The organism is Klebsiella sp. R445 (assembly GCF_051131755.1).
Taxonomy (GTDB): Bacteria; Pseudomonadota; Gammaproteobacteria; order Enterobacterales; family Enterobacteriaceae; genus Klebsiella; species Klebsiella lignicola.
The window spans coordinates 553,596-569,706 of sequence record NZ_CP180446.1 but is presented as its reverse complement, the minus strand read 5'-3'; the positions used below and the strand labels follow the sequence as shown (position 1 = coordinate 569,706).

16 protein-coding genes are annotated in these 16,111 nt (G+C 55.9%); 11 read left to right on the top strand and 5 right to left on the bottom strand.

Annotation, left to right across the window (positions count from 1 at the left end):
* The first annotated feature begins 6 nt into the window (after window positions 1–6).
* From ACMYSN_RS02640 to ACMYSN_RS02630, 3 genes are all read left to right on the top strand, one after another.
* Window positions 7–315, top strand: a complete 309-nt coding sequence (locus ACMYSN_RS02640) for a hypothetical protein (protein ID WP_462496907.1) — start codon at window positions 7–9, stop codon at window positions 313–315.
* A 347-nt stretch (window positions 316–662) separates the two neighbouring features.
* Window positions 663–1,640 (top strand): DUF1852 domain-containing protein, encoded by a 978-nt coding sequence (locus tag ACMYSN_RS02635; RefSeq protein ID WP_462496906.1) that lies wholly within the window; start codon window positions 663–665, stop codon window positions 1,638–1,640.
* A 25-nt stretch (window positions 1,641–1,665) separates the two neighbouring features.
* A complete protein-coding gene (locus ACMYSN_RS02630; protein ID WP_462496905.1) occupies window positions 1,666–2,697 on the top strand; it encodes a methionine synthase family protein in 1,032 nt (343 codons plus the stop codon).
* 126 nt (window positions 2,698–2,823) lie between these two features.
* Here ACMYSN_RS02630 and ACMYSN_RS02625 read toward each other — a convergent pair whose 3' ends face one another.
* Complete coding sequence (locus tag ACMYSN_RS02625; protein ID WP_462496904.1) at window positions 2,824–3,675, bottom strand: Vmh family MBL fold metallo-hydrolase; 852 nt, start codon at window positions 3,673–3,675, stop codon at window positions 2,824–2,826.
* A gap of 113 nt (window positions 3,676–3,788) precedes the next feature.
* Here ACMYSN_RS02625 and ACMYSN_RS02620 point away from each other — a divergent pair, with 113 nt between their 5' ends.
* The 8 genes from ACMYSN_RS02620 (at window position 3,789) to ACMYSN_RS02585 (ending at window position 11,069) form a co-directional block, all read left to right on the top strand.
* Complete coding sequence (locus ACMYSN_RS02620; RefSeq protein WP_154143800.1) at window positions 3,789–4,673, top strand: LysR family transcriptional regulator; 885 nt, start codon at window positions 3,789–3,791, stop codon at window positions 4,671–4,673.
* A 236-nt stretch (window positions 4,674–4,909) separates the two neighbouring features.
* On the top strand, window positions 4,910–5,692 hold the full coding sequence (locus tag ACMYSN_RS02615; protein ID WP_462496903.1) for a Rossmann-fold NAD(P)-binding domain-containing protein: 783 nt from the start codon (window positions 4,910–4,912) through the stop codon (window positions 5,690–5,692).
* A complete protein-coding gene (locus tag ACMYSN_RS02610) occupies window positions 5,689–6,066 on the top strand; it encodes a nuclear transport factor 2 family protein (protein ID WP_462496902.1) in 378 nt (125 codons plus the stop codon). Before ACMYSN_RS02615 ends, ACMYSN_RS02610 begins: the two co-directional genes overlap by 4 nt.
* A gap of 11 nt (window positions 6,067–6,077) precedes the next feature.
* Window positions 6,078–6,956: a fumarylacetoacetate hydrolase family protein gene (locus ACMYSN_RS02605; protein WP_462496901.1), complete on the top strand. Its 879-nt coding sequence runs from the start codon at window positions 6,078–6,080 to the stop codon at window positions 6,954–6,956.
* Window positions 6,953–8,176 carry a DUF3500 domain-containing protein gene (locus tag ACMYSN_RS02600; RefSeq protein ID WP_462496900.1) on the top strand — a complete coding sequence of 408 codons (1,224 nt, stop codon included), beginning with the start codon at window positions 6,953–6,955 and terminating at the stop codon, window positions 8,174–8,176. The genes ACMYSN_RS02605 and ACMYSN_RS02600 overlap by 4 nt, the downstream gene beginning before the upstream one ends.
* Window positions 8,177–8,321: 145 nt before the next feature.
* Window positions 8,322–9,659, top strand: coding sequence for a hypothetical protein (locus ACMYSN_RS02595; RefSeq protein WP_462496899.1), 1,338 nt, complete (start codon window positions 8,322–8,324; stop codon window positions 9,657–9,659).
* 48 nt (window positions 9,660–9,707) lie between these two features.
* Window positions 9,708–10,088, top strand: a complete 381-nt coding sequence (locus ACMYSN_RS02590; protein ID WP_462496898.1) for a RidA family protein — start codon at window positions 9,708–9,710, stop codon at window positions 10,086–10,088.
* Between the two features lie 135 nt (window positions 10,089–10,223).
* Entirely contained in the window at window positions 10,224–11,069 is an 846-nt protein-coding gene (locus ACMYSN_RS02585; protein WP_462496897.1) for a DUF2218 domain-containing protein, read from the top strand.
* Window positions 11,070–11,262: 193 nt separating this feature from the next.
* Here ACMYSN_RS02585 and ACMYSN_RS02580 read toward each other — a convergent pair whose 3' ends face one another.
* The 4 genes from ACMYSN_RS02580 to hpaD form a co-directional block, all read right to left on the bottom strand.
* Window positions 11,263–12,309 (bottom strand): amidohydrolase family protein, encoded by a 1,047-nt coding sequence (locus tag ACMYSN_RS02580; protein ID WP_434584864.1) that lies wholly within the window; start codon window positions 12,307–12,309, stop codon window positions 11,263–11,265.
* Window positions 12,310–12,350: 41 nt separating this feature from the next.
* Complete coding sequence (locus tag ACMYSN_RS02575) at window positions 12,351–13,640, bottom strand: Rossmann-fold NAD(P)-binding domain-containing protein (RefSeq protein WP_462496896.1); 1,290 nt, start codon at window positions 13,638–13,640, stop codon at window positions 12,351–12,353.
* Between the two features lie 64 nt (window positions 13,641–13,704).
* On the bottom strand, window positions 13,705–14,946 hold the full coding sequence (locus tag ACMYSN_RS02570) for an MFS transporter (protein ID WP_462496895.1): 1,242 nt from the start codon (window positions 14,944–14,946) through the stop codon (window positions 13,705–13,707).
* Window positions 14,947–15,034: 88 nt separating this feature from the next.
* Window positions 15,035–16,048 carry a 3,4-dihydroxyphenylacetate 2,3-dioxygenase gene (hpaD, locus tag ACMYSN_RS02565; protein ID WP_462496894.1) on the bottom strand — a complete coding sequence of 338 codons (1,014 nt, stop codon included), beginning with the start codon at window positions 16,046–16,048 and terminating at the stop codon, window positions 15,035–15,037.
* Between the last annotated feature and the right edge of the window lie 63 nt (window positions 16,049–16,111).

Below are 16,111 nucleotides of genomic sequence, written 5' to 3'. Positions count from 1 at the left end.
CACCCGATGGATACCGTGCTATCTATCGTGGTCTATTTTGTCGGCAATGGCAACCTCATCAGTCTGAATGTGGGCACCAACCGCCTGAAGGCAAACAGCGGCTCAGATATACGGATGCAGGGCGGAAATCAGGAGTCCTGCAGCAAAACACATGAACACCATCCCGCCGGTTTTATTGAGTTTGCGAAAGAGGTTGCCAGAAGACATCTTCTTCTTTATCGAGTGTGCGAAAAGGGCGTAAAACGAATGGATGGTTATCATCTTTCAGTTTCAGTGAAATTTTACTTTATAGTCCGATTTAATTATTGTCATTAATTATTGCCGCGTTTTTAAATATCAATTAAATGAGCCGGATCTGCCTTAATTAACCATAATAACATTATGGTCTCATATTCATCCAACACCAGAATAACCTTAGATTTTTCAGACCAATTCCTTTAGCCCCTCCGTTTGCGCAACCCTCCGCTGTTAGCATTATTCCCCGACCATGAAAATGGCTCATGTTGTGATGAAATTAAGTCGCTTTCTCTGCTCTAAAGGCTCTGGCATAAAATATATCTCATTAACGGTAGCCAAAATGAAAGCCACATTTAATTAGTGGTTATTGCGGTTGTTCAGGCAATAAATTCAGCTTTCATCGCAGAACGCAGGTACAAGACATCATGAGCAAAGACTTCACCTTCACCATTAAAAGCAGTTGTTTCGATGAGAATTATAACCCTTCGGACAATACGCGTATTACCACTAACTTCGCCAACTTGGCCCGGGGAGAGAACCGTCAGGAGAACCTGCGTAACACCCTGGTGATGATTAACAATCGTTTTAATACCCTGGCGTACTGGGATAATCTTAAAGGTGACCGTTATTCCGTTGAGCTGGAAATCATTTCTGTTGAGATGAACGTCGAAGCGCAGGGCGATGCGTTCCCGGTCATTGAAATCCTGAAAACTAATATCATTGATAAAAAAACCAACGAGCGTATTGAAGGTATCGTCGGCAATAACTTCTCGTCTTATGTCCGTGACTATGACTTCAGCGTGTTGCTGCTGGAACACAATAAAAATCAGACTAACTTTAGTATTCCTGAAAACTTTGGCGAATTACACGGCAATATTTTCAAGCATTTCGTCAATTCAAATGAATACCACCAGCACTTTAGCAAATCGCCAGTGATCTGTCTGAGTGTGTCCAGCAAAGATGTCTATCACCGCACTGGGAATCAGCATCCGGTGCTGGGGGATGAGTACCAGCAGCAGGACTCTTCGCTGACTGAGCAGTATTTTAAGAAAATGGGCCTGCAGGTGCGTTACTTCATGCCTAAAAACAGCGTCGCGCCTTTGGCTTTCTTTTGCGCCGGTGATTTGCTGAGTGATTACACCAGCCTGGAGCTGATCGGTACCATCAGCACCATGGAGACTTTCCAGAAAATTTACCGCCCGGAAATTTACAATGCCAACGCCGCCGCCGGGCAATACTATCAGCCGAACCTCAGCAACCAGGATCACTCGTTGACAAAAATTGTTTACGACCGTGAAGAGCGGAGTCATCTGGCGATTGAGCAGGGTAAATTTACGGAACAGAACTTCATCCAACCCTATAAACATATTCTCGAACAATGGTCCGCTAGCTGCGCGCTGTAATTAACACATTAAAAGGTCTTCTATTATGAAAATATTATTACCGACGTCGACAGCGGGCAGTTTACCGAAACCTTCGTGGCTTGCGCAGCCGGAGACGCTGTGGTCGCCGTGGAAATTGCAGGATGAAATCTTAGCTGAAGGCAAACAGGATGCCCTGCGTTTGTCTCTTCAGGAACAACAGCTGGCGGGGATTGATATCGTCAGCGATGGCGAACAAACGCGCCAGCACTTTGTCACCACCTTTATTGAACATCTCGACGGCGTGGATTTTGAGAACCGCCAGGTGGTGAAAATTCGTAATCGCTATGAGGCGAGCGTGCCGAGCGTGGTGGGTGAAGTTGCCCGTAAAAAGCCGGTCTTTGTCGACGATGCGCGATATTTACGTCAGCTCACCAACCAGCCGATTAAATGGGCCTTGCCGGGGCCGATGACGATGATCGATACGCTGTATGATAACCACTATAAAAGCCGCGAAAAACTGGCATGGGAATTTGCGAAGATCCTCAATCAGGAAGCCAAAGAGTTAGAAGCGGCCGGGGTGGATATTATCCAGTTTGATGAGCCGGCATTTAATGTGTTTTTCGATGAGGTTAATGACTGGGGTATCGCCGCGCTGGAAAGAGCGGTCGAAGGGCTGAAATGCGAAACCGCGGTACATATCTGCTACGGATACGGCATCAAGGCCAACACCGACTGGAAAAAGACGCTGGGTTCCGAATGGCGACAATATGAAGAAGCGTTCCCGAAACTGCAAACCTCGAAAATCGATATTATCTCGCTGGAGTGCCATAACTCACGAGTTCCGATGGACCTGTTGGAATTGATTCGCGGTAAAAAAGTGATGGTCGGGGCAATCGACGTGGCAACCAACACCATTGAAACGGCGGACGAAGTGGCCAACACCCTGCGCAAAGCGCTGCAGTTTGTTGATGCCGACAAGCTCTACCCGTCAACCAACTGCGGCATGGCACCGATATCGCGTCAGGTTGCCAGAGGCAAGCTGCAGGCATTAAGCGCCGGCGCTGAGATTATCCGCAAAGAACTGTTGGCGAAATAATCCCGCATCACGTTGGCCATCACGGTTAACCGATCCGAAGAAGGCGATCTCCACGATCGCCTTCTTGCTTTAAGTCGCTTTTTAACTCGGTCGACAGAGCGTGTCGAATGACCACATTACTGTTTGCTACCACTTCATCTCGCCGGTATTAACCTTCGCGCTCAGCTCTAGCGAGCTCTCTTCCGCCAGCCCTGGCCAGCGCTGTTTCATCTCGCCGATCACACCAGCGGAATCGTGATGCGTCTTCAGCGCCTGCTCAAACTGCTGCAGATAGTCGCGGGTGAAGGTAATCGCGCGGTCTCCAGCCGGTAACGTCCCAAGGTAGTGACCGGGGATCACCCGCTGCGGGTGCAGGGCGGCCATATCATTGAGGGTCTCACGCCATTGCTGGCGGCTTTCTGCGCTTTGGGTATCGGCGGTCCATACGTGCATCCCCCAGGCGACGCCGGTTCCACCGAGCAGGGTTTTATTGCCCGGGATCCAGACGAAGGCGGCATAGTGTTGCGGCTGGCGGATCTCCACTTTTTCACCGTCAATGGTGAAGGTGGTGGCGTCGATTACCTGCGGAGTGTACAGCTGCTTCGGCGCGCCATCTTTCATCTGCGGGCCCCACCAGGCGAGCTTCGCCGTTTTGGTGGCGTTAATATGCTTCACTACCTCGGCGGTGGCGACCACTTTCGCCTGCGGGAAGGCCTTTACCAGCGGCTCCAGTCCGAAATAAAAATCCGGGTCGCCGGACGTTATCACGATACGGGTCAACGGTTTGCCGTTGTTACGGATCATCTCAACCAGCTTGTCACCGTCTTTCACGCTAAATTGCGCATCAAACAGCACCGCTTCATGGGGGCCTGAGACCAGAGTCGAGTTAACGGCAAATATCCCTTTATCCTGCGGGTTATAGGTCTCGAGGGTTAAGGGCGCGGCAAGCGCGGCGCTGCTGAACAGGGCGGTGGCAATAGCAAGGGCAGATAATTTCATGGTGTTTTTCTCAGTATCAGGTGAATGACGCTATTTTACGGATTTCCTTATTTGCGAAAATTCCTGAAAAAAGAGATGCTGAGTTTCATAAAACGTGCAGATGGAAGTGAGAGATGGACAGAATTATCGCCGCGCAGGTCTACATGCGGATCTGCGAACTGGGAAGCCTGAGCGCTGCCGCCCGCGCGCTGGGCATGTCGCGGCCAATGGTCAGTCGCTACCTGGAACAAATGGAGCACTGGGCCGGAACCCGACTGATCCACCGTTCGACCCGTAAACTCACTTTAACCGCCGCCGGTGAGAAAGTGCTGCAAAAAACCCGCAGCCTGACCCAGCTTTCGGACGAAATTGCCGGTCAAACCGAACGGGCGGTACCCAGCGGGACGCTGCGTGTTGCCTGCGCCCATTTCACGGCAATGCAGCTGATTTCGCCGCTGTTGCCAGATTTTCTCGCCCGTTACCCGCAGCTTCGCCTTGAGCTGGATATCAATAACCATCCGGTGAGCCTGATTGGCGAACGCATCGACGTGGCGATTCGTATTACCGACAACCCGGAGCCTGGCGCCATCGCCCGCCGCCTTGGCGTTTGTCGCTCGGTGCTGTGTGCTTCTCCGCGCTGGCTACAGCTGCACGGCCAGCCGCAGACTCTGGCAGAGTTGAGCCAGCACAACTGCCTGCATTACAGCCATTTTGCCGCCCCGCAGTGGCAGTTTACCGATCCCGAGGGGGAAGCGGTGTCGGTGGCGGTCTCCGGCAACCTCAGTGCCGGGATCTCCTCATTGCTGCTCGACGCGGCGGTGGCCGGATGCGGTATTGCGATGCTGCCGGTGCTGGAGGCACAGCGCGCTCTGAACAGCGGGGCACTCAAGCCGGTGCTGCCCGCCTGGACCCCGAAAGCGCTGAGCGTCTACGGCATTTATCTCTCCCGGGATTACCAGCCCAGCGCGTTGCCGCTGTTCCTCGACGAAATCCAGCAGCAGCTGGCGCAAATCAGTTAACGATACTGTCTCCCGCAGCCCGATCCTGAAGATACCCTGCAGAACCCGCATCACGCGGTCTGCAGGTCTGTTCCTGTCTGCAATCTGGCGCCACGGATATTTTGTGGATGGTTCTCTTTCGTGAGCCATCTCCGACTTTCATTCTAATCCTCTGAGCATATCTAGACATATCGCAATTTGAGATATATCAATATATGTACATTATTTTACCAATGATTAACATTCAGGAGCGGAGAATGGATCTGGGGATTGCCGGCAAGCAGGCGTTCGTCTGCGCATCATCGCAGGGGCTGGGCCTGGCCTGCGCGACGGCGCTAGCGGCTGAAGGGGTAAACGTCGTCCTCAACGGGCGTCATGAAGAGAAGCTGGTACAGGCCGCGGCGGCCCTGAGCGCGCGTTTTCCGCACATTGCGGTGGCGACGATGGTGGCCGACCTGACACTGCAGGAAGGCAGGGCGGCGATCCTCGCAGCTTACCCGCAGATCGACATTCTGGTCACCAACAACGCCGGTCCGCAACCCGGGGCGCTCGCCGACTGGCATGAAGAGGCTCTGCTGTCGGCGATGGCGGCCAATTTCATTCCGGCAGTGCAGCTGATTCGGGCCTGGCTGCCGGGCATGCAGCAACGGCACTTCGGGCGGATCGTCAATATCACTTCGGCTATGGTCAAGGCGCCGCACTACATGATGGGGCTTTCCACCTCGGCCCGCACCGCGCTGACGGCGATCTGTAAAGCCATTAGCCGCGAGGTGGTCGCCGACAACGTGACCATCAATAACCTGCTGCCGGAGCGCATCGATACGCCGCGCCAGGCATTTATGCTGGAGCGACTGATGGCCAAAGAGAGCATTAGCCTGGAAGAAGCGCGCCGCCGCAATGAAGCCACCATCGCCGCCGGTCGTTTTGGCCGCCCGGACGAGTTTGCCGCCGCCTGCGCTTTTCTGTGTAGCTATCAGGCCTCCTACATTTCCGGGCAAAACCTGCAGCTCGACGGTGGGTCCTACGAGGGGCTGCTATGAACGCCGATATCCAGGCATTGCTGGCGCTGGAGAATGAACGCCAGCTGGCGTTGGTTGCCGGTGACCGCCGGCGCCTCGCGCCGCTGCTGGCAGACGATCTGCTGCATATTCACAGTACCGGTATGGCGCACAGTAAAGACGCTTTCCTCGAACATGTGCTCAAAATGGGAGGTTTTGTCGCTATTGAGCGGTCAACGCCGGAGATCCGGCTGCTGGGCGATATTGCCATTATCAGCGGCGAAATCTGCAATGTCGTGCGTTTGCTGAGCGATGGTACTGAACAGGTTCGCCACGGTTATTCCACGCTGGTGCTGCGTCGTACCCCGCAGGGCTGGCAGATTGTGCTGTCACAAATGACGCCCTTCGCGGCATAAAAAGGAGTGATATGAAGCTCGTGCGCTATACCCACCAGGGACGAATGCGTCTCGGAAAAGTTGTCGGTTCCACGATTATCGATCTGTCCGAAGTTGCCGGCATCGAGCATTCGATGCGCCTGTTGCTCAACGACCTGCCGGCGCTCCGTGTACGGCTCGAACAGGCGACCGGCCCGGCGGTGGCGCTGGAGGATGTCCACCTTGAGGCGCCGATTATCGATCCGCAAAAATTTCTCGGCATCGGCATGAACTACCGCAAGCATGCTGAGGAGGCGCGGAAGGCGGGCATCGCGATCCCGTCGTCGCAACTGTGGTTTAACAAGCAGGTGTCCTGCATCAACGGCCCGTTCGACCCGGTGGTGAAGCCGCGTCTGAGCGAGCAGATGGATTATGAAATTGAGCTCGGGGTGGTTATCGGCCGCCGCTGTCGCCACGTCCGCGCCAGTGAGGCGCAAGGGGTGATTGCCGGCTACCTGATCGTCAACGATCTCTCTGCCCGGGACTGGCTGAAAAAATCGCCGACCTTCACGCTGGGGAAATCCTTCGATACGCACGGGCCGCTGGGTCCGTGGCTGACCACCAGCGATGAGATCGCCGACCCGATGGCGCTGAACATGACGCTGACGGTAAACGGCGAATGCCGCCAGCAGGCGGCCACCGGCGATATGATTTACGACATCTATCAACAAATTGAATATCTTTCCTCGGTGATGACGCTGGAGCCGGGCGACGTGCTTGCCACCGGAACTCCTTCAGGCATTGGCGCGCCGCGCGGTTGCTTCCTGCAGCCGGGAGATGTGATGCAGCTGACTATCGATGGCCTGGGGTCGATGACCCACCGCGTAATTGCCGACGAAGACGCTGACGCTGCGACAGGAGAAGCAAGATGAGCCGACACCTGTTTCGCGACTATCTGCTGCCCGCCGACGCGCCACGAATTCTGGCGGCCCGCAATGTTGACGTCGCCACCTACGGCGCGAGGATGCTGGCGACGGACAAAGCCCGCGATCTGCAGGCCCAGTGGCAGGCGAAACTGGATGAGACGTTTTGCGGGATCACCACTGACGGGGCGGTTCGCCACGGACTGTTCCCGTTAGCGGATGAAGGTTTTGCCGTTGAAGAGGCGGTTGCCGCTGCCACGGTGCTGCTGGAGACGCTGGACCCCAGCGCCCGACAACACGTCTGTCAGCCCATTGACGCCCCGCAGTGGCGGGCCTGGTATAACCCGGAAATCCCGTTCAATGACTATGGCGTGCGCCTCGAAGATACCGGCCCGGCGACGCGCGAGGCGTTTCTCGGCCTGCTGCGGACCTGTACCAGCGACAGCGGGTTTAACAAAGTCACCCGGCTGATGGACGCCAACCATTTTCTCGGCGAGCTGTATGACCTTAACAACATCATGAATCGCTGGAGCTTTCACTTCATGCTGTTTGGCGAGCCATCCGTCGACAGACCCTGGGGCTGGAATATCTACGGTCACCACGTCGCCTTTTGCTGCTTTATCGTCGGTCGCCAGCTGAGCATCGCCCCGACCTTTATGGGCGTGGAGCCGAACGTTATCGACCGTGGCGATGACAGTGACGGGGCGTTGTTTACCGAAGAGGAGCGCTGCGGCCTTGAATTAATGCAGGCGCTGACGCCAGACCAGCAGACACGGGCGACGATTTTCCAGCACATGGAAGACCCGGCGATGCCAGCGGAACGCTTTAATTTTGCCGACCAGCGTCATCTCGGCGGCGCATTCCAGGATAACCGTATTATTCCCTATGAAGGCATTTGTGTGGCGGAATTTACTCCGTCACAGCGGGCGCTACTAATGGCGACGGTGGCCTGTTTTCTGGATTTTCTACCCGATGCTCCGCGACAGCACCGGCTGGCATTAATCGAGCAGCACCTGGCGGACACCTGGTGGTGTTGGATCGGCGGCTGCGGCGATGACGACGTCTTTTATTACCGCATCCAGAGCCCGGTGGTGATGCTGGAGTTCGACCACCATAGCGGGATGTGGCTGACCAACGAACAGCCGGCGCGTTTTCATATTCATACGATTACGCGTATTCCTAATGGCAACGATTATGGTAAAGCGTTATTGAAACAGATTCAGCCGTAAGCTGTGCAGTTCATTTCTGTCAATATCACCTGTCGCCGTGGCTCTTATTCACGGCGCGGGTGGGCGCACTGACGCGCCACTCACTTAGCGGTAATAAGCGGTAAATAAAAAATATCTCTGTCCCCTGTAATGAGGTTATCTGGCAATGGAATTAAACGGTTCATTCAGAGTCCCGACGCGGGCATTATTTCCGTTGGCGTTATTATGCAGTAGCGCTTACGCCAATACAGCCCCCATTGGCAATGATTCTGATTCATTTAACGACTGGCTGGCGCAAGGTAATATCTATGGCGAAGTCAAAACGATGCAATTTTTTAAGGAGTACAGTGGCACCGTCGCCGATAAACAAACCCACGCCTTCGGCGGTGATATTCAATATGTCAGCCCCGAATTTTATGGTTTTAGCTTTGGCGTCGCGGAATATGGTTCATGGAACCTGGGACTGAATCCTGATAATAGTGAAAAAACCGAAGGCTATCTGCCGGCGGATAATATCAATGTGCTGGGTAAAGCCTATCTGCGCTACCGCGGATATGGTTTTAACCTGCAGGGCGGGCGTATCGCGCTGGATACGCCTTTTGCCAACGGCGGTGAAGGCCGGACGATGATCCCGGCGTTGTATGAAGGTTTTGGCGGCGACTACAGCCTGCTGGATAAGCAGCAGCTGAAGCTGTACGGCTACCGGATATATCGCTTCAAGCCCTTTAGTTCTGATACCTTTGGCAAAGGCGATACCGGTGCGCCTGAAGTGGACGACACCACTATCCCGTCGGTGGACAGCGATGGTTTCACCACCTTCGGGCTGCGCTATGGTCATCTGTACGATGCTCAGGCGGAAGCCTGGTATTATCATTTCGATAAGCGGGCGCAGATGGCTTTTGCCGGGACTGAACTGCCGGTTTGGGGGTTGAGCATCGGTGACTGGACGCCATTTTTTGGCGCGCAATATCTGCATGAATGGGATACTTCCGATCAATCCTGGCCGTATAAAAATATCGATACCGATCTCTATTCCGCACGCATTGGTATTCGTTCGCGGCAACACAGTTTCTCGGTAATTGCCACCCATGTGCCGAGTAAAGATGATGCATTTTTAAATGGTGCCTATTTTGCGCCATATAACTTCGGTATTTATGACACGACCCCCATTGAGGCCGGGCAGCCGCTGGCGTCGATGATTACCAGTAATCAGCCCGGCGACGCGTTGGCAGTGCGCTATGTTTATCATAATCAAAACGCGCTGGCGGTTATCGGCTATACGCGGCTGGATTTAAAAGACTCCAGCGGTATTTATTATCCGATTGCCGCCAAAGATATTAATGCCGGGTTTATGATCTTAGGCTATAACCTGACGCCACGGTTACATGCCGAATTTGAATTTGATTATATTGACTCACCGTCGCCGGTTACCGGTGATTATCATGCCGAACGTCTGCGCCTGGTCTATAAATTTGGCGCGATGATGCCGGATAACGATTATTAATTGTCAACGGGATCTGCCGTAGCGGCAGATCCCGACAGGAGCATAAACATGAGTGATCGAAGCAGTATTTATAGTCAGGGCTTTGTCCACAGTAACCCCGTGCCGGCGGCCTGTCGGATTGGCAATATGGTGTTTTCCGGCGTGATATATGGCCGCGAGCCGCTAAGCGGGGTCGTCCCGGATGATATCGATGCCCAGTGCGCGTTAATGTTCGCGAATCTCAAAACCGTGATTGAGGATGCCGGAGGCTCGCTGGATAATATCGCCCGGTTGACACTATGGATGGCAGATAAAAGCGAACGGGAGCGGGTCAACCCTCACTGGCTGCGTTATTTCCCCGATCCGGCATCGCGCCCGGCCCGCTACGCCATTGATGCGGTACTCAGCGGCAATATTCGCGTACAGTGTGATTTTATCGCCGTACTTTAACCGCCATTTCACCAACGTTTTCTCCGCAGGACCCACTCTTATTCCTCACGCGAATAAAATTCAGATCGACATCATCGCTTTACGATATATTTAAAGTCTAGTTATGTTGCAATGGACGAAAAAATGGAGTCGACGATGGAACAAACACAACGCTCCGGAAAAAAGTCCGCCGACACGAAAACCTCGGCTGTCCCGCAGAATGCGGGGCAGACCGGGCGTCGTGGGCGGGTATTCGATTACGGTGAGCTACGCGTGCTGCTCCTGGCAATGCTGTCTGAACAGCCGAGCCATGGGTATGAACTCATTCATGACATTAAAGAACGCTTCGGCGGGTTGTATAAACCAAGTCCAGGGGTTATCTATCCGACCCTGACCTGGCTGTACGACCGTAACTATGCGGTGATTGAACTGGAAAAGGGCGGTCGCAAACGCTACAGCATTACCGAGGAAGGTCAGGCCTGGCTGACGGCGAATCAGTCGGTGATGGATATGCTTAAGTCGCGGGTGGCGCCGCAGGCCAGCCGGGAGTCACCGCAGGTGATGGTCGAGGCGATGGATCATCTGAAGCGGGCGCTGAGCCTGCGGATTAAGTATGAGCCGCTGCCCGCCGGGATGATTGATAGCCTGGCGCAGGCGATTCATCTGGCCGCCGAGCGGATTGAGCATCTGCTGACTACCCCGGTACCCGCTGAAGGGCTGCATTCGAGTATTGCCCATATCACGACGCCAAATGCGCCGCGCTTTATGCGCCGGCTGTGCAGTCATTTTCAACATCGTACCCCGGTGGTCAGCGATGAGATCAGCGGGCAGTTTCGCCTGAGCATCGGCGATGTGCGGCTGGATGTGCTGGATAACGCGCTACAGATTACGCTGACCGCGTCGGAGACCGACGATCTTGCGGAGATGGAAACCATTCTGGAACGCCATCTGGCAGAGGCGGCGGTTCGCGAGACCTTAGATATTCGCTGGCAGCGGAGCTGATGTTGGTGATGTAGCTCTGAGGGTGGCGCACGAAAAAGGGTTCATGTTGTTTATGAACCCTTTTTTTATGGTGTAGATGGTTTGGTTGAAAATGGCGGATTCAGGACGGTCTGTGGGATGTTCCGTCCCTCCTCACTGCCAGCCCGTTGGTGAAAAAACGTCCCGTGAAGCTGGCTGCATGTTTGCCAACGGATTAGTCGAGATGGAACATCCGCGCCGCATTTCCGCCGAGGATATTGGCTTTATCTTCCGCTGAGATATCCAGGCTCTGAATCGTATCTACCCCCTGGAAGAACCAGTCTTTACGAATCGGGTAGGAGCTACCGTAGATGATATTTTTGCCACCGATCACCTTCACTGCGGCTTCCAACTGCGCTTTACCCCATTGCGGTGCCCCGGAAGTATCAAAGAAGATATTGTTGCTTAACTGCGCGCGCAGATTGCCGGTCCCGGTCTGGAAACGATCCACCGCATCATTGAACTGATGCTGCGGCGGCACCAGCATATCGGCGAAGGCGTAGAACGCGCCACCCAGCATGGAATGGATAAAGCGCAGGTTCGGCAGTTCATCAAACATACCGCTGAACAGCTCGCGTCCGACGGCGGTGGCCTGGTCGATACAGCGACCAAACTGGCGACGCTGGTTGGTGTACGGCAGCACCGAGTTGTAGTCCACCGGCAGCGGCGTATGGTGAACCACCACCGGCACCTCCAGTGAGTTCAGGTAGCGCAGGTAAGGGCGGAACGCCGGATCGTCAAGGTAGATTTGCCCGTAGTGCGCGACAATCTGCGCCCCGCGAAAACCCAGTTCATTCAGGCAACGATCCACTTCACGCAGGCAATCTTCGGTACCCCATGGCGGTACCACCGCCAGCGCCGACATCTTGCCGCCGCTGCGCTTCACATACTCGGCCATCCGGTCGTTGACCTTTTTGCAGGTCTCAAGATCCAGCCACTCCTGCCATACCGGCAGACGGAAGATAGCATGGTCAATGCCCGCTTTTTCCATGTCCGCCAACTGGCTTTCAAGAGTGTACTGGCCTTCGGCGTAGTTAAGGTTCACGTAGCCTTTGGGCTGTTCGATGATCAACTGGCGCAGCGGTTTACCTTCAATCTGCTCAACCCGGGTGTGCACGCCGTACTGTTTCGGCACGCAGTCGAGAAACGCGTTCAGCAGTTTCTGGTCAGAAAACAGGTCGCCTGGCAGCCAGTGCATGTTGGCATCGATAATTTTACTCATCTGTACTTTCCTTTTGTTTTTGATATGACGTTGGGGTGTTGTTATTTCTGTTCTGTAGCAAAAACGGACTGATATTTTCCGGGCGCCGCGTTCTCTTTTTGTCCTGGGATCCGCATCCCGGCTTTGGCGTGATATTCGCTAAAAATCGCCAGCGCCTCTTCATGAGGGAAGATAGCTTCGATATCGTCAAACGGCTTACCGCCGCTGCGCTCCTCGACAATCCGGCGCACCACTTCCGGGCCTTCGCCACGGGACGCCAGCACCAGCCAGTTCACCTTTTCGCGGCGCTCTTCTTCGTAGGCCTGCAGTGCGGCGACCGGGTCGTTGATGGCGCTCAGTTTTTCCGCCAGCACCCGGGCGTCAACGAACGCCTGGCACACGCTGTTGCCGCCGCGTGGGTACATGGCATGGGCGGCGTCGCCGAGCAGGGTGATCCGGCCAAACGACCATTGGGGAAGCGGGTCATGATCGATCAGCGGGAACAGGTAGCATTCACGGGCCTGGCGGATCATCTCGCTGACGTTGAGAAAACCGAGCTGGCAGTCGTCGAACACATGCTCGATCTCTTTCACGCCGGTCTGCTGGTTCCAGTCCTCTTCACTTTGCGGTTTTTCCGCCTGTTCAATCACCCAGTTGACCAGTTGATTGCCCTGGCCATCGACGTTGTCCTGGATGGGGTAGACGATCAGGGTGCCCTGACGAATCGGGTCGCCGATGTGCAAAATCGAGCCGCCGGTCTTGATCGGCGGCATCACGGTGACGCCTCGATACAGCGTCAGGCCGGAAAAGTGGCTGCGCTCAGACGCCGGCAGCAGCTGGCTGCGTACCGCGGAACGAATGCCGTCGACGCCAATTACCACGTCGGCGCGTACCTGCTGCGGTGCGGCGGGGTTGCTGCTGTTATCGAAGGTCACGGTCACCCCGTGCTCATCCTGAGTGAAATCCACACAGCGGCAGCCGAGAGTAATGGCATCGGGGCCCAGACGTTCCTGCACGGCGCGGTAGAGCATCATCTGCAAATGACCGCGGTGTACAAAGCGCTGGTCATGCTCATACCCCATATGGCGACCACACTGTTCGCCGAAAATCTGTTGGCCATAGCCGGTATAGAAGATGGACTCCTGAGCCTCGACGGAGATTGCGCAAAACTCCTCGTAAAGCCCCAGTTCTGTTAACTCTTTCACCGCGTAAGGTTTGATATCCACGCCGACGCCCAGCGGTTTAATTTCCGGTACGGCTTCAAATAAACGTGGGGTAAACCCCTGCTGGTGTAAGCGCAGGGCTGCAGCCAGCCCTGCCGGACCGGCACCAATAATGACGATATCCAACATAATGACTTCCTCAGTGTGTTTTATCGGCAGGCCTGATGGCCTGCCATCGTTAATTCACAAACAGTTAGTTCACGGACGATTTGTTAATGCCTGCGCTCTCGGTGGCGCGATGTTCAACGGTCGGTTTATGGTTCGGATCGCGTAACCACACAGGGATACCGACCAGGCACACCGCCAGTCCTCCCATCACCAGTAGCGAAAGCGAGTGACCGGTATGGTTGTGCAACGCATTGAAGAACAGCGGCGGGCCGAGAAACACGCCGATCAACGTCAACTGCGTAATAAGCCCGCTGGTTGCGCCAATGCTGTCCCGCGAAGGGGCCACCACCGGCGCCAGCGCCCACATGCCCACCAGCAGACCGCTGCCGAAGGTAAAGACCCACGACGCCACCAGCGAAGGCCACAGCCCCAACTGCAGGCTGAAGATCATCAGCGCCGGAAGACCCGTAAGCACGATCCCCATCGCCCCAATCAGCGTCGCCCGGACCCCGCGGTTGAGCAGGGCGCCGACCATCAGACAGCCGATGCCGTTACAGACCATCGCCACCACGTTCCAGCGCGAGACCGCCAGCACATCCACGCCATAACTTTTGGCCAGCCACGGTGCGAGGGTGGTGATCACGCCGGTCTGCAAAAATGCATCAGCACCGAAGGAGATCCCCAGCAGCCACGGCAGCGGGCTTTTCAGGACATCGCGCAGACCCCTGGTTCGAGAGAACATTACCTTTTCTTCCGCACTGCGCCGCGGCAGGCACAGTTGCGCCAGCACCACCAGCAGTAGCGTCAGGATCGAGTGGGCCAGGAACGCCGCCCGCCAGTCGGCAAAGTGCTCCGCCAGGCCGGCGGTCAGGAACGGCAGCAGAAAACTGGCGGGGACAAAGGTCGACCACAACGCCATCGCCATCGTTCGCTGTTTACCGGTGGTGATGCGGATCAGCAGCGTCACCGCGGCCACCGCCGTCAGAACGTAGCCGACGCCGGTAATCGCGCGGCAGATAAGCAGCAGCTTGAAGGTCGGAGAAGCAATCACCAGCAGATCGCCGGTGACGATCGCCAGCGCGCCAATCAGCAGCACCACCCGGTCGCCGAAGCGGTCGACGGTGTAGCCCGCCAGCAGCGCGCCGAGGGCGACCATCAGGGAAGGGAGCGACATGATCAGCCCCACCTGACCGTGCCCGTTAATTTGAAACTCTCTGGCAATGGCGCCCAGCTCGGTCACCGCCTCGCTGACGGTCATTGCCGCCATCACGCCGAGGGCGTAGGTCACCAGAATTCTGAGGTAAGCATTTTGAAAAAATGTAGCCACAATCGTACTCCTGGATGCTGTTAAGTTTGCTCTCAGGTCGCGTGCGACGCCGGGAGCGATGAGGTACAGCGTGTGACGATGTGCAAAATCAGGCGTCGTTGGCCATGGCCAGGAAGCGTTCCAAATCCGGCGGATCCACCCGCAGACGCGGCGGCTGCGGCGTGACCCCGACGAAGGTGGTGGCTTCGGTAAACCACTTGTTCTGTGCCGGCAGACCCCACTGGTCGGCCCGTTTCGGGTCGGCGAGATCCCAGCCGATCGCCGGTTCCGGATCGATGTGCTGGTAATGGGTGTTGAACAGCTCGATGCGATGCCCGTCGGGGTCACGGAAATAGATGAACAGCGCACCGCTGATCCCGTGGCGTCCTGGGCCGCGCTCCAGCTGCGGGGCATAGCCCAGCGCGCCGGCCACATCACAGGCGCGGATCATGTCGTTGCTGTCCGGGATGGTGTAGGCAAAGTGGTGCAGGCGCGGGCCGACGCCGTTGGTAAAGACGATGTCGTGCGGGTTGCCTTTGCGCTGCATCCACACGCCCCACAGCTGCGTTTCACCTTCCAGTTCGGACCAGGTGTATTCGCTGGTGCGAAAGCCCAGGCGCTGATAGAAGTCGAAGGCGGAACGCACGTTGCTGGCCTGCAGCTGGTAGTGGTCAAGACGCTGGGCGCAGGCGCCGCGATAACGATCGTACTGCTTGAACATCCGCTCACACGGCTCCATGCTGGCGCATAATTCCAGCGGTACGCCGATACTGTCATTGACGTGCAGGGTTAATCCCTGCCAGGGAACATCCACCAGTCGGGCATCAATGCCCTGGTCGTTGAAGTACGCCAGCGCCTGCAGGATGTCCTCATCGCTGTGGACCCGCATGCCGATACGCGCGCAGCCCGGTTGCGTACTTTTACGCAGCACCAGACTGTGGTGACCTCGCTCTTCCAGGCCACGTAACCAGACGGTGGATGCATCTTCATCGCTGACGATCAGGCCAACCAGCTCGCAATAGAAATGTTTACTTGCCTCCAGGTCCCGTACGTTCAGAACCACATGGCTGGCCCGCGTCACGTTGAAGGGGGGCTGGCCGACGATCTCATTTATGTGCTGCATTGTAGGGTTCTCTCTTTCAGTCATCACTTCAGGTATCGGATACGTGGCGACTCTGCGGTCGCC

Coding starts and splice junctions, on each gene's coding strand:
- ACMYSN_RS02640 (WP_462496907.1), top strand. CDS start 7: ATGGATACCGTGCTATCTATCGTGGTCTATTTTGTCGGCAATGGCAAC.
- ACMYSN_RS02635 (WP_462496906.1), top strand. CDS start 663: ATGAGCAAAGACTTCACCTTCACCATTAAAAGCAGTTGTTTCGATGAG.
- ACMYSN_RS02630 (WP_462496905.1), top strand. CDS start 1,666: ATGAAAATATTATTACCGACGTCGACAGCGGGCAGTTTACCGAAACCT.
- ACMYSN_RS02625 (WP_462496904.1), bottom strand. CDS start 3,675: ATGAAATTATCTGCCCTTGCTATTGCCACCGCCCTGTTCAGCAGCGCC.
- ACMYSN_RS02620 (WP_154143800.1), top strand. CDS start 3,789: ATGGACAGAATTATCGCCGCGCAGGTCTACATGCGGATCTGCGAACTG.
- ACMYSN_RS02615 (WP_462496903.1), top strand. CDS start 4,910: ATGGATCTGGGGATTGCCGGCAAGCAGGCGTTCGTCTGCGCATCATCG.
- ACMYSN_RS02610 (WP_462496902.1), top strand. CDS start 5,689: ATGAACGCCGATATCCAGGCATTGCTGGCGCTGGAGAATGAACGCCAG.
- ACMYSN_RS02605 (WP_462496901.1), top strand. CDS start 6,078: ATGAAGCTCGTGCGCTATACCCACCAGGGACGAATGCGTCTCGGAAAA.
- ACMYSN_RS02600 (WP_462496900.1), top strand. CDS start 6,953: ATGAGCCGACACCTGTTTCGCGACTATCTGCTGCCCGCCGACGCGCCA.
- ACMYSN_RS02595 (WP_462496899.1), top strand. CDS start 8,322: ATGGAATTAAACGGTTCATTCAGAGTCCCGACGCGGGCATTATTTCCG.
- ACMYSN_RS02590 (WP_462496898.1), top strand. CDS start 9,708: ATGAGTGATCGAAGCAGTATTTATAGTCAGGGCTTTGTCCACAGTAAC.
- ACMYSN_RS02585 (WP_462496897.1), top strand. CDS start 10,224: ATGGAACAAACACAACGCTCCGGAAAAAAGTCCGCCGACACGAAAACC.
- ACMYSN_RS02580 (WP_434584864.1), bottom strand. CDS start 12,309: ATGAGTAAAATTATCGATGCCAACATGCACTGGCTGCCAGGCGACCTG.
- ACMYSN_RS02575 (WP_462496896.1), bottom strand. CDS start 13,640: ATGTTGGATATCGTCATTATTGGTGCCGGTCCGGCAGGGCTGGCTGCA.
- hpaD (WP_462496894.1), bottom strand. CDS start 16,048: ATGCAGCACATAAATGAGATCGTCGGCCAGCCCCCCTTCAACGTGACG.